Origin of the sequence: Polyangium sp. 15x6 (assembly GCF_029960785.1) — a bacterium.
GTDB lineage: Bacteria > Myxococcota_A > Polyangia > Polyangiales > Polyangiaceae > Polyangium.
Genome location: NZ_JASBQE010000070.1, coordinates 46,979 through 64,767 on the forward strand (window position 1 = coordinate 46,979; position 17,789 = coordinate 64,767).

Consider the following 17,789-nt stretch of genomic DNA (forward strand, 5'->3'; position numbering starts at 1 on the left):
GTGGCTGGCTACGAGAAAATCAGGGGGCAGGCGGGGGGAGCGCCGCCGGGGGCTCCTTGGGCGTCACGGACTTGTCGGGTGCAGGCTTGTCAGCCGCGGGCTTGTTGGCCGCAGGCTTGTCGGCCGCGGGCTTGTTGGCCGCAGGCTTGTCGGCCGCGGGCTTGTTGGCCGCAGGCTTGTCGGGGGCGGGCGCCGGGGTTTCGTTGCGGAACGTCGCGGGTTTGGTCGGCCCCTCGTCGGCCGCGGGCTTGTCGTCCGGCTTGGACTCGTCGGGCTCCTCGGCCGCCGCGGGTTTGTCCTCGACGGGCTGCGCGACGGCGACGGCCTCGGCCTTGTCGTCCGGGGTCTCCTTGGCGGGAGGCGGCGCGGCCTTGGGCGGGCTCGGCTGCGCGACGTACACGACGATCTTGTCGCCCGGCGCGAGGGCGCTCGTGCGCGATCGGTGGTTGATGCGTTCGAGCATGCCGAGGCTGAGATTGTATCGCTTCGACAAACCGCGCCAGGTGTCACCCTCGGCGGCGGCGATCTCCAGGCGCTTGCGGCCCTTGAGGTTCTCGAAATGGGTGAAGAACTCGGTGGAGCCGACGGGCAGGACGCGGGCCTCGGCGTCCTCGAGGACGAGCGCATTCGTGAGGGCGCGCTCGCGCGGGACGAAGACCTGCAAGGTCATTCCGTCGTGAAGGGTGGCCGAGGGGTCGAGCGTGTTCCAGCGGGAGAGCTCGGCGGCGGAGACCGAGAGCGCGGAGGCGACCTCGCGGACGGTGTCGCCGGCGACGACACGATAAAAGATGCGGCGGCGATCGGGGTAGGCGTAGGTCTCCGCAGGGACGACGATGATGGGTTTTTCGCCGCGGGCGCCGGAGAAGACGCTGGCGACGGTGGGTTTGTCGGGGCCGCCCTCGGGGACGAGGAGGACGGTGCCGGGGCGGACTTGCTCGCCGGAGCGGAGGCCGTTCAGGGAGAGGAGGGTGCTCTTCGTGGTGCCGCGGAGGGCGGCGATGTCCTCGATCGATTCGCCCCAGCGGACGAGGTGACGCTCGAGTTTGTCCTCGCGCTCGAGGAGCTTGGCGACGGTCTTGGCGGCGCGGGCGCCGGTGCCGGGCGGGACGCGGACGACGAAGGAGGCGCCCTCCTTGGCGTCGGGGCCGAGCGGCGGGGTGCGGCCGACGGGGAGCTGGGGATTCAGGTCTTCGACGGCGTCGAGATCGACGCCGGCCGCCGCAGCGACGGTGCGGAGCGCGACGCCGTGGCCGACCGCGAGTTTGTCGAAGGTGACCGCAGGCTCGGGCTCGACGCCGTCGCAGCCGAAGACGGCGCAATTCTTGGCGACGATCGCCATGGAGACGATCTTCGGGACGTACAGCGCCGTTTCGAGCGGGAGGCCGGCTTCGAGGCGGCTGAGCTCCCAGAAATCGTTCGTGTTGTATTTGCGAATGGAGGCGAGGAGGCCGCCATACCCCATGTTGTAGGCGGCGAAGGCGAGCTCCCAGGTTCCGAAGCGGCGGTGGAGGTCGGAGAGGTAACGCGCGGCAGCGAGCGTGGAGCGCTCGGGGTCGAGGCGCTCGTCGATCCAGCGGTCGACGGTGAGGCCATAGATGCGGGCGCCCTCGGGCATGAATTGCCAGAGGCCGGCGGCGCCGACGGGGGAATGAATGGTCGGATCGAACCCGCTCTCGACGAGCGCGAGCCAGACGACGTCCTCGGGCAAACCCTGTTCACGAAGGACGCGGCGAATGGCCGCGCCGTAACGGCCGCTCTTCTTGACCCACGAGGCGACCATGGCGCGGCCGCGAGGGTTGTTCTTGTAAAACTCGAGGTAGCGGAGGACGCGAGCATCCCAGCGGACGGGGATGTCGGGGAGGTCGAGCTTTTTGATGAAGGAGAGGTCGGTCGGCGCCGGGGGCTTGAGCGGAGCCGGGAGTGGTGCCGACGGGGGAACGCCGGTGGCGAGGAGGACGGGGCCGCCACGATCGAGGGTGGGTAGGTCGTCCGAGGGCCAGGGAGCACCGGCATTCGGCGCGGGGGAGAAGAGGGCGAGGTCGAGCTCACGGAGGGCGCGGAGCTCGGCAGATTCGTCGACGCCACGATGCTGCGTCGGGGGCAAACCCGCGATGGCGCGGCGGGCATTCTCGTCGGGCTCGCCGGGCTCGCCGGGCTTGCGCGTGGCGGGTTTTTTGCCGGTGGGCTTCTTCGCGGCGGGCTTCTGCGCAGGCTTGGCGGCCTGGGTTTTGGGCTTGCCGGCGGGCTTCGGGGCCGCAGGCTTCGGGGCCGCGGGCTTCACGCCGGTAGGCGCGGGCTTGGGCTGGGCGAAGCCCGGCAGAGAAACGAGCGCGCCGGCGAGGAGCCAGCCGGCCGTGACGAACGCGCGTGCGGCCTTTCGAAAGCGCATGACCCGAAGGCGGGTGTCTCATGGTGGGGACGCGGGGTCAACTTTCGCGCGGGGGCGAGGGGTTGCTTCGGTTGCGCGCCAGACGAGGAAGCACCGGCCGTCCCGGAAGAGCCCGCAAGCGCCGCGGAAGGCGCCGGAAAAAGAGCACCAAAAAGGCGCGTTCGCGGCGTTCCTGATCAGGAGAGCTGCGCGACCCAATCCACGATTTGGGGGAGCCCCATCACCTCGTTCACCACGCCGGCCTTCACCGCGGCGCGTGGCATGCCGTAGACGACCGCGGTCTCCTCGCTTTCGGCGATGATCGTGCCGCCGCCGGCCCGGATCGCGCGGGCGCCGGCGACGCCGTCGTCGCCCATGCCCGTGAGAATGACGCCGTAGGCCCGCGAGCCGACAGGCGCGAGGCTGCGCAGGAGGCGGTCGGCGCTCGGGATGTAGCGGTCGTGCTGCGAAGGTGGACCGACGCGGAGGCGGATCTCGTTCCAGCCCATGCCGCTCGGGCTCTGCGAGATGACCGCCTCCATGCACATCTTGCCCGGGCAGATGAAGGCCCTGCGCGCCGTGACGAGGTCGCCGTCGACGGCCTCGCTCACGCGGATCGAGCTTTTCCTGTCGAGGCGCTCGGCGAAGGTGCGGGTGAACTTCTCCGGCATGTGCTGGGCGATGAGGATCGCGCCGGGGAACTTCTCGGGGACGCGGCTCAAGATCTCGAGCAGCGCCGTCGGTCCGCCCGTCGAGGAGCCGATGCCGACGATGAAGCGCGCCGCGATGTTGGCGACGGAGCGCGCGCTCGGCTGGTCGGGCTGCGCCGTGGAGAGGACGGGCGGCGTGGCCGTGGAGCGCGGGAGCGGCGGGATGGCGCTGTTGCGTTGGCTCACGGCCGCGAGCGGGCGCAGGTAACGGACGAGGAGGACCTTCTGGAGGATCTCACGGCGGAGCGCGGCGTCGGGCGCGAGCCTCTGGCTGGGTTTGGCGACGAAGTCGACGGCGCCGAGCTCCAGGGCCTTGAAGACGTTTTCCTTCTGGCTGTAGCTCGACACGACGATCACGGGCGTCGGCTGCCGCACCATGAGGATGCGGAGGAAGGTAAAACCGTCCATCTTCGGCATTTCGAGGTCGAGCGTGATGACGTCGGGCTTGAGGCTCAAGGCGAGGCGCAGCGCTTCCTCGCCGTCGCCCGCCTTGCCGACGACCTCGACCTCGTCGCTGCCGGTCAGGATGTCCGCGATGTTCCTTCGGTTGTAGGCGGAGTCGTCGACGACGAGTACCCGCAGCGGACCGGTCTTCACCACCGTTTCACCTCTGCTGCATCCTTTGCCGAAGTGCTCATGGCTTCCCCGATCCGTGCGCTCCGCCCTCCAGACCCTGCGGGGCAAACCGCGAGGTCGTGATGGGCTTTCGATAGACGAGGTCGTCTCGCAAATGCACGAGCTCGAACGCGGTCGAGACGTTGAGGAGCGACTCCGAGTGGCCGAGGAGCAAGAACCCGCCCGGCAGGAGTCGATCGTAGAACATGTCGATCACGCGGCGCCGCGAGGCGTCGTCGAAATAGATGAGAACGTTGCGGCAGAAAATGATGTCGACCCGACCCACGACCGAGGCCCGGACCGGATCGAGCAGGTTCAAATGGCCGAAATGGCACCACGCCCGGAGGTCGTCCTGCACGTGCATGCCGTCGGGCTTCTCGATGAAATACTTTCGTTTGAGGTCAAGCGGAATCGCCCGGAACGAGGAGGAGCCATACACGCCGCGGCGCGCGTGGGCCACGCAGCGGCGCGAGATGTCGCTGCCGAAGATGCGGAGGTCGCGGCGCCCGGACAAACCGGCCTCCTTGGCGGTGATGGCGATGGAGTAGACCTCCTCGCCCGTGGAGCAGCCCGCGCTCCAGATGGAGAGGCTCTCGCGGGAGAGCGGCGGGCGGCGGAGCATCGGGAAGAGCTCGGTGCGCAGCGCCGTGAGCTGGTAGTCCTCGCGGTAGAAATAGGTCTCGTTGATCGTGACGAGGTCGAGCGCTTCGTCGAGCTCCGCCCGGCCCCGGTCCGGCGAGCGGAGGAGCTGGTAGTACTCGCCGAACGAGTGCAGCCCATGCACGCTGAGGCGCTCGCGCAAGCGCCGCTCGATCACGGGGCGCTGCTCGGGGCTGAGCGAGATGCCGCAATGCTGGTTGATGAGATCCCGCAAGAGGCGGAACTCGTCCGGCGCAAGGCGGATCTCATCCGGGAAGCGCATCACGACCCGAAGAAGCCCCTTTCCCCCCGCCACCGGATCGACGAGAGCGCACCCTCGAGGGTGTCGCGGACGTCCCGATCGAGCTCGTGCGACGCGCGCTGCGCCAGGCGCTCCCGCAAGCTCGTATTGTCGCTGGCCGCGATCGTCTCGGCCGCGAGGAGCCGGACGTCGGGCGAGGGATGGTCGAGCAAACGGAGGAGCGCTTCGCCGTCGGGGCCGCTCGTCTCGACCTTGAGCATCGCCGCCTTGACGACGGCCGCGTCCGGATGGTCGAGCGCAGCGACGAGGGCCGGCTGTCTCCCGGCCGTGCCCCAGCGCAGCCGTCCGATGGCCTCGGCCGCGGCGATCGCCACGGCGGCTTCGGCCTCACGGGCGAGCGGCGCGAGGGCCTCGATGAGCGCGGCCGCAGCGCGCCCCGCAGCGTCCGGCGGGATCGTGGAGAGGGCCTCGCCGAGCGCACGGATCGCGGTGGCCACGAGCTCGGCATCCATGGAGCGGCCCGCGATGTCGAGGATGGTGCGGAGGCTCGGGGGCTCGTGCGCGTCGGGCGAGGTTTCGCGCCGTCGAGCCGCCGCGCCGAGGTAGCCGAGTGCGCGGGCCGCGGCGAGCTGGACCTCGCGTTCTTCGTCGGCGAGCGCGAGCGAGAGGACGTCGAGCGCAGAGTCGCCGCCGATCTCGGCGACGGCGCCGATCGCGGCGCGGCGCGTGCGTACGTCCTCGGCCGCGGCGGCGCGCGCGAGGAAGCCGAGGTCGCCGGGCGACGGGGGCGGGCTTTCGGCGCTGCGCGTGGCGGCGAGGGCGCCGAGGATGATCGCGGCGGCGAAGGTATTGTCGCCAGCCTCGTTCACGAGGGTATCGCCGAGCGCACGCGCAGCCTTCTCGTGGCGGGTCGCGAGCGAGGCGAGCGCGCCTTCGGCGGCGTGGGCGACAGGGCGGCTCGGCGAGGCGACGAGGTGCGCAGCGAGCTGGAGGTCGTCCTCGGTGCCGAGCTTCGAGAGGGCGAAGAGGGCGCTCGTGGCGACGCGGCGTTCGTCCTCGAGCGCGACCTTGCGCAGGGCCGCGAGGAGCGTGTAGGGGCGAGCGGGCGCGCCCGGCGAGAGCGCGATGGCAGCCGCGACCTCGATGAGGGCAGCACGCACGTCTCCCGGGAGCGGGCTGTTGCTGGACGCGAACTGCACGACGAGCCCCTCGAGCGCCGCAGGGCCGAGGAGCATGAGCGCGCGCTCGGCCTGCTCGGTGAAGGTCTCCTCGGCGAGCGCGCGGACCGCGGCCTCCACGACGCCGGGGGCGCGCGCGACCGCGGCGAGGAGGAGCGCCATGGCGCGGTGGTGCGGCGGGTCGCTGCCTTCGGCCGTGGCGACGCGGACGAGGCGCTCGCCGAGCTCGGGGCCCTCGGCCGTGAGGGCCTCGGTGACGGCCGGAAGGAGCGGGCCCTCGGCGAGGCGCGCGAGCGCGGCGATGGCCTGCATGAAGGTGCCGCCGCGTGCCTTGTGGAGCATGCGGGCGAGCGCCGAGGCGGCCGCGGGGCTGTCGGAGGCGGCGGCCGCCGAGAGGGCCGCCGATCGCAAGGAAGGGTGCTCGAGGAGCGGCGCGAGGCGCTCCCAGGGGATCACGGCGCCGAGGGCGTTGAGGCCTTCGAGCGCGGCGAGCCTGGCGAAGGGATCGGCGCTGTCGAGGCAGCGGAAGAGGAGGCGCTGGACCTCGACGGGCGCGATCGGCCCGAGCTGCGCGATGGCCTCGACCGCGCCTTGGCGGACGTTCTCGTCGGGGTCGCGCAGCGAGCGCTCGAGGATGACGAGGGCGTGCGGATCGCGCGTGTAGCCGAGGGCCTGGACGGCGAGCTTGCGGCCGTCGGCGTCGAGGCGCGCGAGCGAGGCTTCGAGGGGCGCCGTGGCGGCGCTGCCGCAGTTCGCGAGGACCTCGATCGCGGCGTTGCGGAGGCCCACGTTGTCGCAGGGCTCGAACGCCTTGACCATGGCCGCGATGAGGCTCGGCGCCGGGATGAAGGCGCGCGCGGCGTACGTGGCCTCCTTGCGCACGCGCCAGTCGGTGTCGCCGAGCGCGCGGACGAGGAGCGGGAGCGCGTCGTAAAGCGGCAAGTCCGCGGCGAGGGAGGTGGCCTGGCGGCGCTCCTCGGCGTCCGCGGCGTCGAGGGCCGCTTCGATCAGCAGAGGCGAGACGGAACGGCTCGAAGGGGGGTTCACGGCGCTCTCCTCACAGGTCGTCCACCGGCGGCAGGACATCGGCGATGTCGTCGACGATCTCCGTGAACCGCTTCGTATCGAGCACGAAGACGAGCAGTCCGTTGTGGTTCGTGACGCCCGAGATGCCGCGCAGATCGCGGCCGCCGCCGACGGGAGGCGTCGGGCGGATCTCGTCGGCGCCGGTGCCGAAGACCTCGGAGACGGCGTCGACGACGAGGCCGACCATGCGCACGCCGGCGTCGACGAGGATCCACTTCGTCGAGCGGGTCGCCTCGGAGGGCGGCAAGCCGAAGCGCACGCGCAGATCGAGGACGGGCACGACGTCGCCGCGGTGATCGGCCACGCCCGAGACCTCGGGCGGCGTGTGCGGGAGCGGCGTGACCGGCAAGGGGTTCACGATCTCGCGCACCTGGCCGATCCCGATCGCGTAGTGCACGTCCCCCACGACGAAGCCGACGAGGCTCTTCTGGGGATCGGCGCGGTGTCTCTGGCCATAGTCGGGCATCTGGGTCCGTCTCTCCCGATCGGCGAGCCGTCAGGACGAAAGCACCACCTTCAAATCGAGCAGGATGACCACGGACGCGTTCTGCCGAACGACGCCCACGCTCTTCAACGCGACGCCCTTGCCCTCCTGCGGTGTCGCCTGCGCCTGCGCAGGCCGCGCGATGCCCGCGATGTAGCTCGCGACCTCGCCGCCGAGCGCCGTCGCCGTGTGCTCGATCTCGCTGTCGGCGAGGCGATAGACCTGCAAGACCTCGTCGACGTAGAGGCCGAGCAGCTCCACGCCCATCGGATCGACGAGCAGGATGCGCGCCTTGCTCGTGACGGGCCCCTCGGCGAGGCGCAGGCGGCGGCGCAGATCGATCACCGTGACGAGCTGCCCGCGCACGCTGATGATGCCCATGATCGACGAGGGCGCGCGCGGCACGGGCGTGAGCGGGTGCAGCTTCAGGATCTCGCGAATGATCGAGACCGGCGCGGCGTAGACGTCGCCCGCGAGGCGGAACGCGAGGTACTCGGTGATGGGGCCACGATCGCGCTGCGCCTTCTTGCGCTTGGCGCCCGCGGCGGCGGGGACCACCGCGGAGGAGGTGCGGCGGGCCAGGTTAGAAGCCATGGGTCCCTCCGTGCATGCGGGCACGATCCGCGTGCGCGAACATCTCCTCGACGAGCGCGGGCGCGTCGAGCACGAGCGCGATGCGCTGGTCGGCGAGCTGCGTGGCGCCCGCGAAGCCCGCGACGTTCTTGAGGCTCGGGCCGAGGCCCTTGATGACGACGTCCTGCTCGCCCACGAGCGAGTCGACGACGAGGCCGAGGCGGCGGGTGCCGACCGCGGTGACGACGATGAACCTTCGCCTCTGCCGCGGCGCGAGCGCGGTCCGCGCGGAGGGCGAGGAGGTGCCCGCGGGGCGATACGGGAAGGCCGCGGCCGCGTAGTCCTGGCGGATGCTCTCGCTGCGCAGCGAGCCGCGCGGGGGGACCCCGGCGACCGGGCCCATCGGCGGCACTTCCATGCTCGCGCCGAAGGGGCCGGTGCCGTTCGAATCCGGCGTGTCCGAGAGGCCGAAGAGGCGCGCGAGGTAGCAGAGCTGGAGCGTGCTGCCGCGCAAGGTGACGGCCTCGCGGCCGTCGATCACGCGCACGGCCTCGACGTCGAGCCACACGGCTTCCTGCACGTTCGCGAGCGGGATGGCGAACTGCTGGTCGCTCACCTTCACGATGAGCGCGCTGATGATCGCCAGCGTGATCGGCAGGGTCACGGTGAACTTCGTGCCGATGCCCGGCTCGCTCTGGACGTCGATCACGCCGCCGAGCTTCGAGATGTTCGTCTTGACGACGTCCATGCCGACGCCGCGTCCGCTGATCTCGCTGACGGCGCTCTTCGTCGAGAGGCCGGGGACGAAGATCAGGTTCAGGACCTCGCGGCGGCTCATCGTGCGCGCCTCGTCCGCCTGCACGACGCCCATCCGGATCGCCTTCTCGAGCAGGCGCTCCGTGTCGATGCCCTTGCCGTCGTCCTCGATCTCGATGACGACGTGGTTGCCCTTCTGGAACGCGTTCAGCGCGATCGTGCCCACGGCGGGCTTGTTCACCGCCTCGCGCATCTCGCGCTCCTCGATGCCGTGATCGATCGCGTTCCGCATCATGTGCATGAGCGGATCGCTGAGCTCCTCGACGATGAGCTTGTCGACCTCGGTCTCGGCGCCCGTGATGACGAGGTTCACCTGCTTGCCGGCCTCGCGGCTGATCTGCCGGGCCACGCGCGCCAGTTTGTCGAAGACCTGGCCGAGCGGGACCATGCGGACCTCGAGGATCCCGCGGCGCAGGCTGATGACGTTGCGCTCGAAGTCGCGCTGCAGCCGGTGCAGGTTGATCCGGAGCTCGCGGTTCGTGTGCGCGTCGCGCATCTTCTCGAGCAGGCGCTCGAGCTCCGTGCGCACGATCGACAGCTCGCCGACGATGTTCATCAGGACGTCGAGCTTCTGGATGTCGACGCGCACCGTCTGCGCGACGCTCTTGATCGTGCCGAGCTCCTGCGCCTTCGGCGGGATGCTCGCGCTCGTGTCGAGGCGCGGCGCCGGGAAGGGGTGCGGCGCCGTCATGTCGAGCGGCGCATGGCCGAGCGGCGGCATCGCGCTCGGCACGCCGCTCGGCGCGACCGGCGGCGGCGAAGGCGTGGGCGTGGGGATGTGATGCGCCGGCACGGGCGCGGAGACGACCGGCGCAGGCGCGGGCGCCGCCGCGGGTGCGGGCCCTCCGCCCTGCCGCGGCAGCTCCTCGACCTCCACGCCGAGGTGGTGCAGCGCGTTCCGCAGCGTGGACGCCGAGGCGCGCGAGCCCATCAGGATCTCGAGCGTGATCGAGTCGATGTCGTCGCCGTCGCTCGCGGGCAGGTACGTGATGATGTCGCCGTGCGGCTTCGCCGTCGCCTTGAGCTCGTCGAGCCCCTGGTCGATCGTCGCGAGCTGGAACCGCACCTTCAGCCGGTAGAGCGTGTTGCCCTGCGCGATGTTCGTCTTGAGCTTGTGCTCCTCGAACTCGGTGAGCACCGCGAGCAGGTTCGGGTCGATGATGTGCCCGCCGCTCCCCGCTCCGCCGCCCGCGCTCGCCCCGCGATCGAGCTGCGCGAGGAGCTTCTCGAGCTCCGGCATGGGCTGATCGCGGCCTTCTTTCTCGGCCTGGAGCAGCTTGCCGTAGAGCTGCACCGAGAGAAAGAGCAGGTCGAGCACGGGGGCCGTGACGTCGACCTTGCCGAGGCGAAGATCGTCGAGCAGCTCCTCGAGCTTGTGCGAGAGGCTCGACATCCGCGTCGCGCCGAAGAGGCCCGCGAGGCCCTTCAGCGTGTGCACGGCGCGGAAGACGTCGTTGATCAGATCCGGGTCGACGTGGCCGGACTTCTGCGCCTCGTCGAGCGCGAGCAGGTCTCGCCCGAGCCCTTCGACGATCTCCTGCGCCTCGGAGAAGAACTCCTCGCGCGCGCGTTCGCTCTCGCTCGTCAACGCGACCCCTCGCTGCTCTCGGCCGGAAGGGAGCTCCGCGCTTGCAGGATCGTCGTGATGGCGCGCTGCAGGGCCTCCACCGTGAAGGGCTTCGCGAGGAACGCGTCGGCGCCGAGCGCGAGGCCGCGCGCCCGGTCCTTCTCGGAGGATTGCGTCGAGATGACGATCGTGGCGACCTTCCGGTGCCGCTCGCTGTCGCGCATGAACCGCAGGAGCTCGAGCCCGTTGATGTCCGGCATGTTGATGTCGGTGATCACGAGGTCGTAGTTCCCGCGCGGCAGGAGGCGGAGCGCGTCGAACCCGCTGGCAGCCTCGACGACCTCCACCTCGCCGTGCGTGTCGTCCGGGCTCGTTGCGAAGAGCCCCGGCGCATCTTCGAGCGCCGCGCGGATGAACGCCCGGAACGCAGAGGAGTCCTCGACGACCAGGATACGAGCCATGCCGTGAGGTTAGCGGAAACGCCTCGCGATCAGGAGGTTTTTGGGTGAGCTCCGCGCGCCCTGGGGGGCCCCGGCGTCGCCGGCCTCTGACCGACGCTGATTTCTTGCCCGGAAATGTGCCCTCGCGGGGGGAACGCCGGCCCAATCTCCGCGCCTCGTGACCCGGGGTGGGGCCCGTGGTCACGGCGGATCCCACGTGCCGCGAATTGACAGGCCCGCCGAGGTCCTGCCCTAATGCGATCCGTGAACGACAGAAACAAGGCCGCGCTCGGCGCGGGTATCTCTTCCTACGCCTGGGTGACGCTCGTGTCGTTGCTCGCGCTTCTCCTCGCAGCCTGCGGGGGCGGCTTGAACGTCCGTCTCATCAACTCGGCGCAGAAGAAGCCCAACAACGTCTGGGTCTTCTTCACGGTCGACGCGGGCAAGGACAAGCCCGTCGGTGGCCTCGTTGCCGAAGACTTCAAGATCTACGAGGACGGCGAGCTCGTCTCGGCCTTCGAGAGCAAGCAGACGATCCAGAACCCGGAGGTCGCGGCCGTCATGTACACGATGCTGCTCGTGGACATGAGCGGCAGCGTGACCGAGTCCGGGCAGGCGGACGCGCTCGTCGATGCCGCGAAGGCCTTCGCCGAGCGCGTCGGCAAGACGCAGAAGGTCGGCGTGTACGCCTTCGACGGCTCGGAGAAGATCCACTCCGTCGTGCCCTTCACCGAGGCGCAAGGCTCGGTCGAGGGCGGCCTCGAAGGGCTGCGCAGCTACAAGCCCAAGGACCCGTCGACGAACCTGCACGGCGCCGTCGTCGAAGGCCTCGCGACGCTCAAGAAGGAGCTCGACAAGGACAAGCGCCCGCTCAAGTTCGGCTCTCTCGTCGTCTTCTCCGACGGCACGGATCGCGCCGCGCGCGTGACCCGCGACCAGATGAAGGACGACATGGGCAAAGACGAGTACGAGAACTACCAGATCTATGCGATCGGCGTCGGCGCCGAGATCGGCAAGGCGAAGCTCGACGAAATCGGGCGCGACGGGACCGAGCTCGCGACGGATCAGGCGAAGGTCAAAGAGGCCTTCGACAAGATGGCCGCGCGCATCGAGGCGCACATGAAGCGCTTCTACCTGCTCTCGTACTGCACGCCGGCCCGCAAGGGTGAGCACGAGGTTACGATCGAGGCGATCAGCAAGAAGGATCCCCAGGGCTCCGGCGAGGTCGAGTACAAGTTCAACGCCGACGGCTTCGGGCCCCCGCCCGACTGCGATCCGAAGGCGCCTCCGGCCTTCGACCTGAAGGAGCCGGCGGCGAAGCCGGCCGAGGCCGCCAAGTAATACGACGCCGAAACATCGGCTCGGCAAGGCCCGCGCGCATCGAGGTATGCTCGCGGGCCTCGTTCATTTCGAGGGGAGCGCGCATGCCCGTTTCGAAGGTGCTGCTGGTCGACGACGAGCCGCACATCCGGCGAATTGGTGAGCTGAGCCTGAAGGGCGTCGGCAAATGGAAGGTCGTGCTCGCGTCCTCCGGGCACGAAGCGCTGGAGGCCGCGGCGCGCGAAGCTCCCGACGTGATCCTGCTCGACGTGATGATGCCCGGCATGGACGGGCAGGAGACGCTCCTCGAACTCCGCGCGCGTGAAGCCACGGCCGCGATCCCGATCATCTTCATGACCGCCAAGGTGCAGAAGCACGAGGTCGATCGCTACCGCGAGCTCGGCGCCGCGGGCGTCATCCCCAAGCCCTTCGATCCGATGGCCCTGCCCGGGCAGATCCGCGACATCCTCGCCTCGTACGCAGGCCCACGGGCTTGATCGTGGCTCACCGCGTGCAAGGGACAGGGGAACCGACATGAAAGCAGCCCCCGCCCCTGCCGACGAGATCGAACGGCTCGCGGCCCTGAGCGACGCGGCGATCCTCGACACGCCCCCCGAGCGTGCCTTCGACGATCTCACGCGCCTCGCGGCCTCGATTTGCCGCACGCCGATCGCGCTCGTCTCGCTCGTCGATCGTGAGCGCCAGTGGTTCAAGTCGAGGGTCGGGCTCGACGCGAGCGAGACGCCGCGCGAGGTGGCGTTCTGCGCGCACGCGATCCTCGGTGAGGAGCTCTTCCTCGTCCCCGACGCGTACGACGACGAGCGGTTCGCGGACAACCCGCTCGTGACCGGCCCGCCGAACGTGCGGTTTTACGCGGGCGCGCCGCTCGCGACCGCGGACGGCCACAACATCGGGACGCTCTGCGTCATCGATCACGGCCCGCGACAGCTCGACGAGGAGCAACGGAGCGCGCTCTCGGCGCTCGCGCGTCAGGTGGCCGCGCAGATCGACCTGCGCCGCGCGAACGGGCGGCTTGCAAATTTGAACGGCGAGCTCGTTGCACGGGCGCGCGAGGCGCAGGCGGTGATCGAGCAACGCAAGGCCGTCGAGCGGCTCAAGGACGAGTTCGTCTCGACGGTCGCGCACGAGCTGCGGACGCCGCTCACCTCGATCCGCGGCGCGCTCGGCTTGCTCGAAGGCGGCGTGCTCGGCGCCCTGCCCGACGAGGCGATGGAGGTCGTGCACATCGCCCGTACGAACACCGACAGGCTCGTGCGGCTCATCAACGACTTCCTCGATCTGGAGAAGATCGAAGCGGGCAAGCTCGAGCTGGATCCGAAGCACGTCGACGTGCGGCAACTCGTCTCCAGCCTCGTGGAGAGCCTTTCTCCCGTGGCCGCGGAGGCCAAGGTCGAGCTCTGGGCGGAGGTGCGAGGGGAGCTCGACCTCGTGGCGGATGAGGACCGGATCGCTCAGGTGCTCACGAACCTGATGTCCAATGCCCTCAAGTTCTCGCCGCCCGAGCAGCGGGTCGAGCTTTTCGCGGAGGCGACGGCGACCGGACGTGTTCGCTTCGGCGTGCGTGATCGAGGACCCGGGATCGCGGAGGCGGACCTTGCGCGGCTCTTCAACCGGTTCGAGCAGCTCGGCGGCCATGGTCCGCGCAAGGTCGGCGGCACGGGGCTCGGGCTCGCGATCTCGAAGGCGATCGTCGAGCAGCACGGGGGGACGATCGGGGTCGCGTCGGCGCTCGGGCAAGGCAGCACGTTCTGGTTCGAGCTGCCGCCGCGGGACGCGCGGCCGAGTCTCGCGGCGCCGAGCGAAATGTAGATCCGGTCGAAATCTCGGGGCTCGCCGCGCCGGCTCCGCCTATGATCGACGCACCCGATGGCGCATACGAAGGACGACGAGATCCGAGCAGCGCTCCTGGAGCTACGCAGGGAATACCTGGCGGAGCTGCCGGGGCTCCTCGAGCAGCTCGCCGAGGTCGTGTCCGCGGCGAAGCAGGGGATCGTGAAGGACGCGATGCGCGTCGCGGTGTCGAGGGCCCACGCGTTGCGTGGGACCGCAGGATCGTATCGATTTCAGGACATCGGCGACGCTGCTGGCCTCATCGAGGACGGGCTGCTCGGCATCCAGGGCGGCTGGCTGCCCGCGGAGCAAGCGTGGCCCGAGATCGAGCGCGCGCTCGTGAGCGCCCGCGCGGCGTGTGATCGCGCGCGCGCCGAGCTCATGCCGTAAGCGCCGCGCCCCAGCCGGCCCGTTCGACGATGCCGTCGATCGTGTCGACGAGGCGGCGCAGATCGATCGGCTTCGCCACGAACTCGCGCACGCCGAGGACCGCGAACTTCCAGCGCTCCTGCGGGCCGACGCGGCCGCTCAAGACGACGACACGCGCGTGATCGCCGCGCGGCAAGGCGCGCAGGTGCGAGAGCGTGTCCACGCCGTCGAGGTCGGGCATGTCGAGGTCGAGCAGCACGAGATCGGGCGGCTCTTCGCGCGCGGCTTCGAGCGCGTCCTGGCCCGAGCGCGCGACGCGGATGCGCACCGCTCGGCCCTTCAACGCGAGCTCGGCCGCCTTGGCGGCGAACTTGCCGAACGCGGGATCGTCGTCCACCGCGAGGACGCGGATCGGCCTGACGATGTTCTCGCCGGGCATCCTCGTGCTCAGCGGCGCAGGCTGGATCGACGGTGTCGCGGCGGCCTTGGGGGTGCCGGCGCGGACGAGATCCCGCGCGAACGTCACGCAGCTCGGATACCGATCGACGGGGTGTTTCGCGAGCGCGCGAGAGAGCACCGCATCGAAAGGCGCGAGCTCGGGGCGCACCGACGAGGCGAGGGGCACGGGGGCGCGTTGATGGGCCCCGAGGAGATGCACGATGTTGCGCTCGAGGTACGGCGTGCGCCCCGTGAGCAGCTCGAACGCCACGCATCCGAGCGCGTAGATGTCGCTCCACGGGCCCACCGGGATCCCGTCCGTGCCGAGCCCGGCTTGCTCGGGCGCCATGTAGATCGGCGTGCCCTCGATCGTCTCGGGATTCGGATCCGTCGACTGCTGCGCGAGCCCGAAATCGATGAGCACGGGCCTGCCGGTGTCCTCCTCGATGACGATGTTGCCCGGCTTCACGTCGCGATGGACGATGCCGCGGGCGTGCGCGGCGTCGAGCCCGTCGGCGATGCGGCTCAGGATGGTGATCGCGCGGTGCTGCGGGAGGTCGATCTTGCGCTGCCGGTAGTCGTCGAGGATGGCCTCGAGCGAGCGGCCCTCGACGTACTCCATCGCGAAGAAGTACGAGCGCCCGTGGCGGCCGAACGCGTACACCTGCACGACGTTCTGATCCCGCAGCGTCGCGAGCGCCTTCGCTTCCTGCTGGAGCTTCTGCTCCGCGAGCGCGTCGTCCCACGTCGGCACGATGAGCTTCAGCGCCACCGTGCGGTCGAGCCACGTATCACGCGCGCGGTAGACGATCCCCATGCCGCCGCGGCCGAGCTCCCGTTCGACGCGGTACGTGCCAGCCACGAGCGAGCCCGGCTCGGGCGTGATCGACGGCCGCGAGGGCACGTCGATCACGTTGCCGAGCTCATCCATCGACGACGTATCGCCGTAGGCTTCGCCGGATCTGTCAGGCGACGAAGGTGTGCTCATGAAGCGCTGCCCGCCCCGGCTTGAAAATGTGCCGGCCCTTTTCTTTTCTAGGCCGGCGGCTCGGGCGTCGCGAGTGAAAAGAACCGCGGGCGCGGGCGCCTGTGATGCGGATTCCTCCGTGCTGGAGTCTTTCGGAGGTGAAGCCGCTGCTGCGTCAGGCGCCCTCGGGCACGCCGCTTCGTTCGCGCTCGGCGCGCCGCGCGCCCGCGAGCTGGCCACACGCGCCGCCGACGTCGCGACCACGCGGCCTGCGGACGAGCGTGGTCACGCCGTGCGACGAGAGCCGCGCGACGAAGGCGTCGAGCCGCTCGGGCGCGGGCGGGCGGAGCGCCGGATCGGGGCCGGGATTGCATGGGATCACGTTCACGCGGCAGCGGATCCCGCGGACGTAGGCGGCGAGCAGATCGGCGTCCTCGGGCGCGTCGTTCCAGCGGTCGAAGAGCACGTACTCGAAGAGCACGCGGCGTCCGTGCGGGAGCGCGGCGAGGATCGCGTCGCGCAAGGCCGCGAGCGGGAAGCGCGCGTTGATGGGCATGATCGCGCGGCGGCGCTCGTCGTCCGGCGCGTTGAGGCTCACGGCGAGCTCGGCGCGCGTGCCGGCGAAGAACGCGGGCAGTTTGTCGGCGACGCCGACGGTGCTCACCGTGACGCGCGAGGGCGCGAAGGCGAACGCGCGATCGTCGGTGAGCAAGCGGAGCGCGCGCAGCACCTCGGGCAGGTTGTCGAAGGGCTCGCCCATGCCCATGAACACGAGGTTCGAGAGCGGCGGCGCGCCTCCGGCCTCGTTCCAGAGCGCGCGGGCGAGCCGGACCTGATCGATGATCTCGCCCGTCGAGAGCTGCCGTTCGAGCCCGAGCCGGCCTGTCTCGCAGAACGCGCAGGCGCGCGCGCAGCCGACCTGGCTGGAGATGCAGAGCGTGGTGCGGCCGGGGCCGGGGATGAGGACGGACTCGACGAGGGCGCCGTCCCGGGCGCGAAAGAGCAGCCGGATCGTGCCGTCCTCGGCCGGCGCGCGTTCGTGCAGCGCGAGCGCGGGCGCGGGATCGAGCGCGGCGAGCGACGCGTGGGCCCAGGCGCCGATGCCGAGCCCTGCGAAGACGTCGGGGCCCCAGGGCACCTCGGCGAGGTCGCGGAAGAACGCGTGCCGGACGATCCGCGCCGCGGCGGAGCGCGCGGCCGAGGGCGCTCCGCCCGCGGCGACGAGGCGCTCGGCGAGCGAGCCTGCGTCGTGCGAGGCGAGGAGCGAGTCGCCGCGGGCGGCGCGCGAGACCAGCGGGATCCCCCCGCGCTTGTCGAGAACGTCCACGGGCTTCCTGTTACTACGGCGACGGCCTGCGCGGCAGTCACCCAGGGCCCCGCCGGAACGACCAGGCTGCCCGAGCCTTCGTCCTCACCTTTTCCACAGCCCTGTGGACAACCTGTGGTGCAAGAAGGAGAGAAGCGGGGGGCGGGAACGGAAGCGGGGGAGGCAACAGGAATCTGTTTGTGTACCGTTCTTGAGGAAGGCGGGGGCAGGTCGAGCGTCAGGTGGGCGGTGGACCTTGCCAGGTGTGGCGACCGCCATGGCGGAGGGTGGCGGCCGCCAGGGAAGATCGGGGAAGTGCTCGGTCATCGGCGTCCCTTTCGTTTGGCATGGCGCGCGCGATGGGGACGCGCGTGGGGCCTTCCGGTTCGCTTTCTGCACTGCATGGCGACGGCGACCGCTACGAGCGGCATCGACCTGAGGAGACGGTTCTCTACCGAGTCGTGCGTTCGTATTGGGACTCGTTTCGGGAGCGCGTGGAGCCGATTGGGAGTTTGCCGCGATTCGTCGTGCGCGAGGTCGAGGAGTATCTGCGCTGCGGGATTCTCGAATACGGCTTCATGCGCGTGGAATGCTGCGGCTGAACGTGCATGCGCATACGCTCGTGCTGGATGGTGTGTACGTGCGGCACGCGGGTATGGATGGAGAATGCTGTCGTTTCTGCGGCTGTCAGCGCCGACGGAGGGTGAGGTCCAGAATGTCGCCGAGCGGACCGCAAAGCGGGTGGCGGCGATATTGAAGAACCGGGGCCGCTCGATCGAAGGCCTATCTGGCGGTGAAGT

General features: G+C 70.3%; 15 protein-coding genes. 5 read left to right on the forward strand and 10 right to left on the reverse strand.

Annotated features, from left to right (window positions below; genetic code table 11):
* Positions 1-19 precede the first annotated feature (19 nt).
* The 8 genes from QHF83_RS36755 to QHF83_RS36790 all read right to left on the reverse strand — a co-directional run bounded on the left by QHF83_RS36755 (position 20) and on the right by QHF83_RS36790 (position 10,759).
* Entirely contained in the window at positions 20-2,389 is a 2,370-nt protein-coding gene (locus QHF83_RS36755; protein ID WP_282422712.1) for a transglycosylase SLT domain-containing protein, read from the reverse strand.
* A gap of 176 nt (positions 2,390-2,565) precedes the next feature.
* The gene (cheB, locus tag QHF83_RS36760) at positions 2,566-3,675 is read right to left on the reverse strand and encodes a chemotaxis-specific protein-glutamate methyltransferase CheB (RefSeq protein ID WP_348980509.1); all 1,110 of its coding nucleotides are present in this window, start codon (positions 3,673-3,675) and stop codon (positions 2,566-2,568) included.
* A 37-nt stretch (positions 3,676-3,712) separates the two neighbouring features.
* Positions 3,713-4,615, reverse strand: a complete 903-nt coding sequence (locus QHF83_RS36765) for a protein-glutamate O-methyltransferase CheR (RefSeq protein ID WP_282422714.1) — start codon at positions 4,613-4,615, stop codon at positions 3,713-3,715.
* On the reverse strand, positions 4,615-6,819 hold the full coding sequence (locus tag QHF83_RS36770) for a HEAT repeat domain-containing protein (RefSeq protein WP_282422715.1): 2,205 nt from the start codon (positions 6,817-6,819) through the stop codon (positions 4,615-4,617). The genes QHF83_RS36765 and QHF83_RS36770 overlap by 1 nt, the downstream gene beginning before the upstream one ends.
* A gap of 10 nt (positions 6,820-6,829) precedes the next feature.
* A complete protein-coding gene (locus tag QHF83_RS36775) occupies positions 6,830-7,324 on the reverse strand; it encodes a chemotaxis protein CheW (RefSeq protein ID WP_282422716.1) in 495 nt (164 codons plus the stop codon).
* 30 nt (positions 7,325-7,354) lie between these two features.
* Positions 7,355-7,936 (reverse strand): chemotaxis protein CheW, encoded by a 582-nt coding sequence (locus QHF83_RS36780; RefSeq protein ID WP_282422717.1) that lies wholly within the window; start codon positions 7,934-7,936, stop codon positions 7,355-7,357.
* Positions 7,926-10,319 (reverse strand): chemotaxis protein CheA, encoded by a 2,394-nt coding sequence (locus QHF83_RS36785; RefSeq protein WP_282422718.1) that lies wholly within the window; start codon positions 10,317-10,319, stop codon positions 7,926-7,928. Before QHF83_RS36785 ends, QHF83_RS36780 begins: the two co-directional genes overlap by 11 nt.
* Entirely contained in the window at positions 10,316-10,759 is a 444-nt protein-coding gene (locus QHF83_RS36790) for a response regulator (RefSeq protein ID WP_282422719.1), read from the reverse strand. Before QHF83_RS36790 ends, QHF83_RS36785 begins: the two co-directional genes overlap by 4 nt.
* 243 nt (positions 10,760-11,002) lie before the next feature.
* Between QHF83_RS36790 and QHF83_RS36795 the strand changes: the two genes are divergently transcribed.
* The 4 genes from QHF83_RS36795 (at position 11,003) to QHF83_RS36810 (ending at position 14,299) form a co-directional block, all read left to right on the forward strand.
* Complete coding sequence (locus QHF83_RS36795; RefSeq protein WP_282422720.1) at positions 11,003-12,079, forward strand: VWA domain-containing protein; 1,077 nt, start codon at positions 11,003-11,005, stop codon at positions 12,077-12,079.
* Between the two features lie 83 nt (positions 12,080-12,162).
* Positions 12,163-12,555 carry a response regulator gene (locus tag QHF83_RS36800; RefSeq protein ID WP_282422721.1) on the forward strand — a complete coding sequence of 131 codons (393 nt, stop codon included), beginning with the start codon at positions 12,163-12,165 and terminating at the stop codon, positions 12,553-12,555.
* A gap of 37 nt (positions 12,556-12,592) precedes the next feature.
* Positions 12,593-13,888, forward strand: coding sequence for a GAF domain-containing sensor histidine kinase (locus QHF83_RS36805; protein ID WP_282422722.1), 1,296 nt, complete (start codon positions 12,593-12,595; stop codon positions 13,886-13,888).
* A gap of 57 nt (positions 13,889-13,945) precedes the next feature.
* On the forward strand, positions 13,946-14,299 hold the full coding sequence (locus QHF83_RS36810) for an Hpt domain-containing protein (RefSeq protein WP_282422723.1): 354 nt from the start codon (positions 13,946-13,948) through the stop codon (positions 14,297-14,299).
* Here QHF83_RS36810 and QHF83_RS36815 read toward each other — a convergent pair.
* Both QHF83_RS36815 and rlmN read right to left on the reverse strand, forming a co-directional pair.
* The gene (locus tag QHF83_RS36815; RefSeq protein ID WP_282422724.1) at positions 14,289-15,704 is read right to left on the reverse strand and encodes a protein kinase; all 1,416 of its coding nucleotides are present in this window, start codon (positions 15,702-15,704) and stop codon (positions 14,289-14,291) included. The genes QHF83_RS36810 and QHF83_RS36815 overlap by 11 nt on opposite strands.
* Positions 15,705-15,858: 154 nt before the next feature.
* Entirely contained in the window at positions 15,859-17,010 is a 1,152-nt protein-coding gene (rlmN, locus tag QHF83_RS36820; protein ID WP_282422725.1) for a 23S rRNA (adenine(2503)-C(2))-methyltransferase RlmN, read from the reverse strand.
* 326 nt (positions 17,011-17,336) lie between these two features.
* On the opposite strand from rlmN, the gene QHF83_RS36825 reads away from it, so the two are divergent.
* Positions 17,337-17,591 carry a hypothetical protein gene (locus QHF83_RS36825; protein ID WP_281333371.1) on the forward strand — a complete coding sequence of 85 codons (255 nt, stop codon included), beginning with the start codon at positions 17,337-17,339 and terminating at the stop codon, positions 17,589-17,591.
* The last annotated feature ends 198 nt before the right edge of the window (positions 17,592-17,789 follow it).

What these genes read in the sequence shown, in the direction of transcription:
- QHF83_RS36810 (WP_282422723.1), top strand. Translation starts at nt 13,946, where the DNA reads ATGGCGCATACGAAGGACGACGAGATCCGAGCAGCGCTCCTGGAGCTA.
- QHF83_RS36775 (WP_282422716.1), bottom strand. Translation starts at nt 7,324, where the DNA reads ATGCCCGACTATGGCCAGAGACACCGCGCCGATCCCCAGAAGAGCCTC.
- QHF83_RS36780 (WP_282422717.1), bottom strand. Translation starts at nt 7,936, where the DNA reads ATGGCTTCTAACCTGGCCCGCCGCACCTCCTCCGCGGTGGTCCCCGCC.
- QHF83_RS36805 (WP_282422722.1), top strand. Translation starts at nt 12,593, where the DNA reads ATGAAAGCAGCCCCCGCCCCTGCCGACGAGATCGAACGGCTCGCGGCC.
- QHF83_RS36815 (WP_282422724.1), bottom strand. Translation starts at nt 15,704, where the DNA reads ATGAGCACACCTTCGTCGCCTGACAGATCCGGCGAAGCCTACGGCGAT.
- QHF83_RS36765 (WP_282422714.1), bottom strand. Translation starts at nt 4,615, where the DNA reads ATGCGCTTCCCGGATGAGATCCGCCTTGCGCCGGACGAGTTCCGCCTC.
- QHF83_RS36825 (WP_281333371.1), top strand. Translation starts at nt 17,337, where the DNA reads ATGGCGCGCGCGATGGGGACGCGCGTGGGGCCTTCCGGTTCGCTTTCT.
- QHF83_RS36755 (WP_282422712.1), bottom strand. Translation starts at nt 2,389, where the DNA reads ATGCGCTTTCGAAAGGCCGCACGCGCGTTCGTCACGGCCGGCTGGCTC.
- QHF83_RS36800 (WP_282422721.1), top strand. Translation starts at nt 12,163, where the DNA reads ATGCCCGTTTCGAAGGTGCTGCTGGTCGACGACGAGCCGCACATCCGG.
- QHF83_RS36790 (WP_282422719.1), bottom strand. Translation starts at nt 10,759, where the DNA reads ATGGCTCGTATCCTGGTCGTCGAGGACTCCTCTGCGTTCCGGGCGTTC.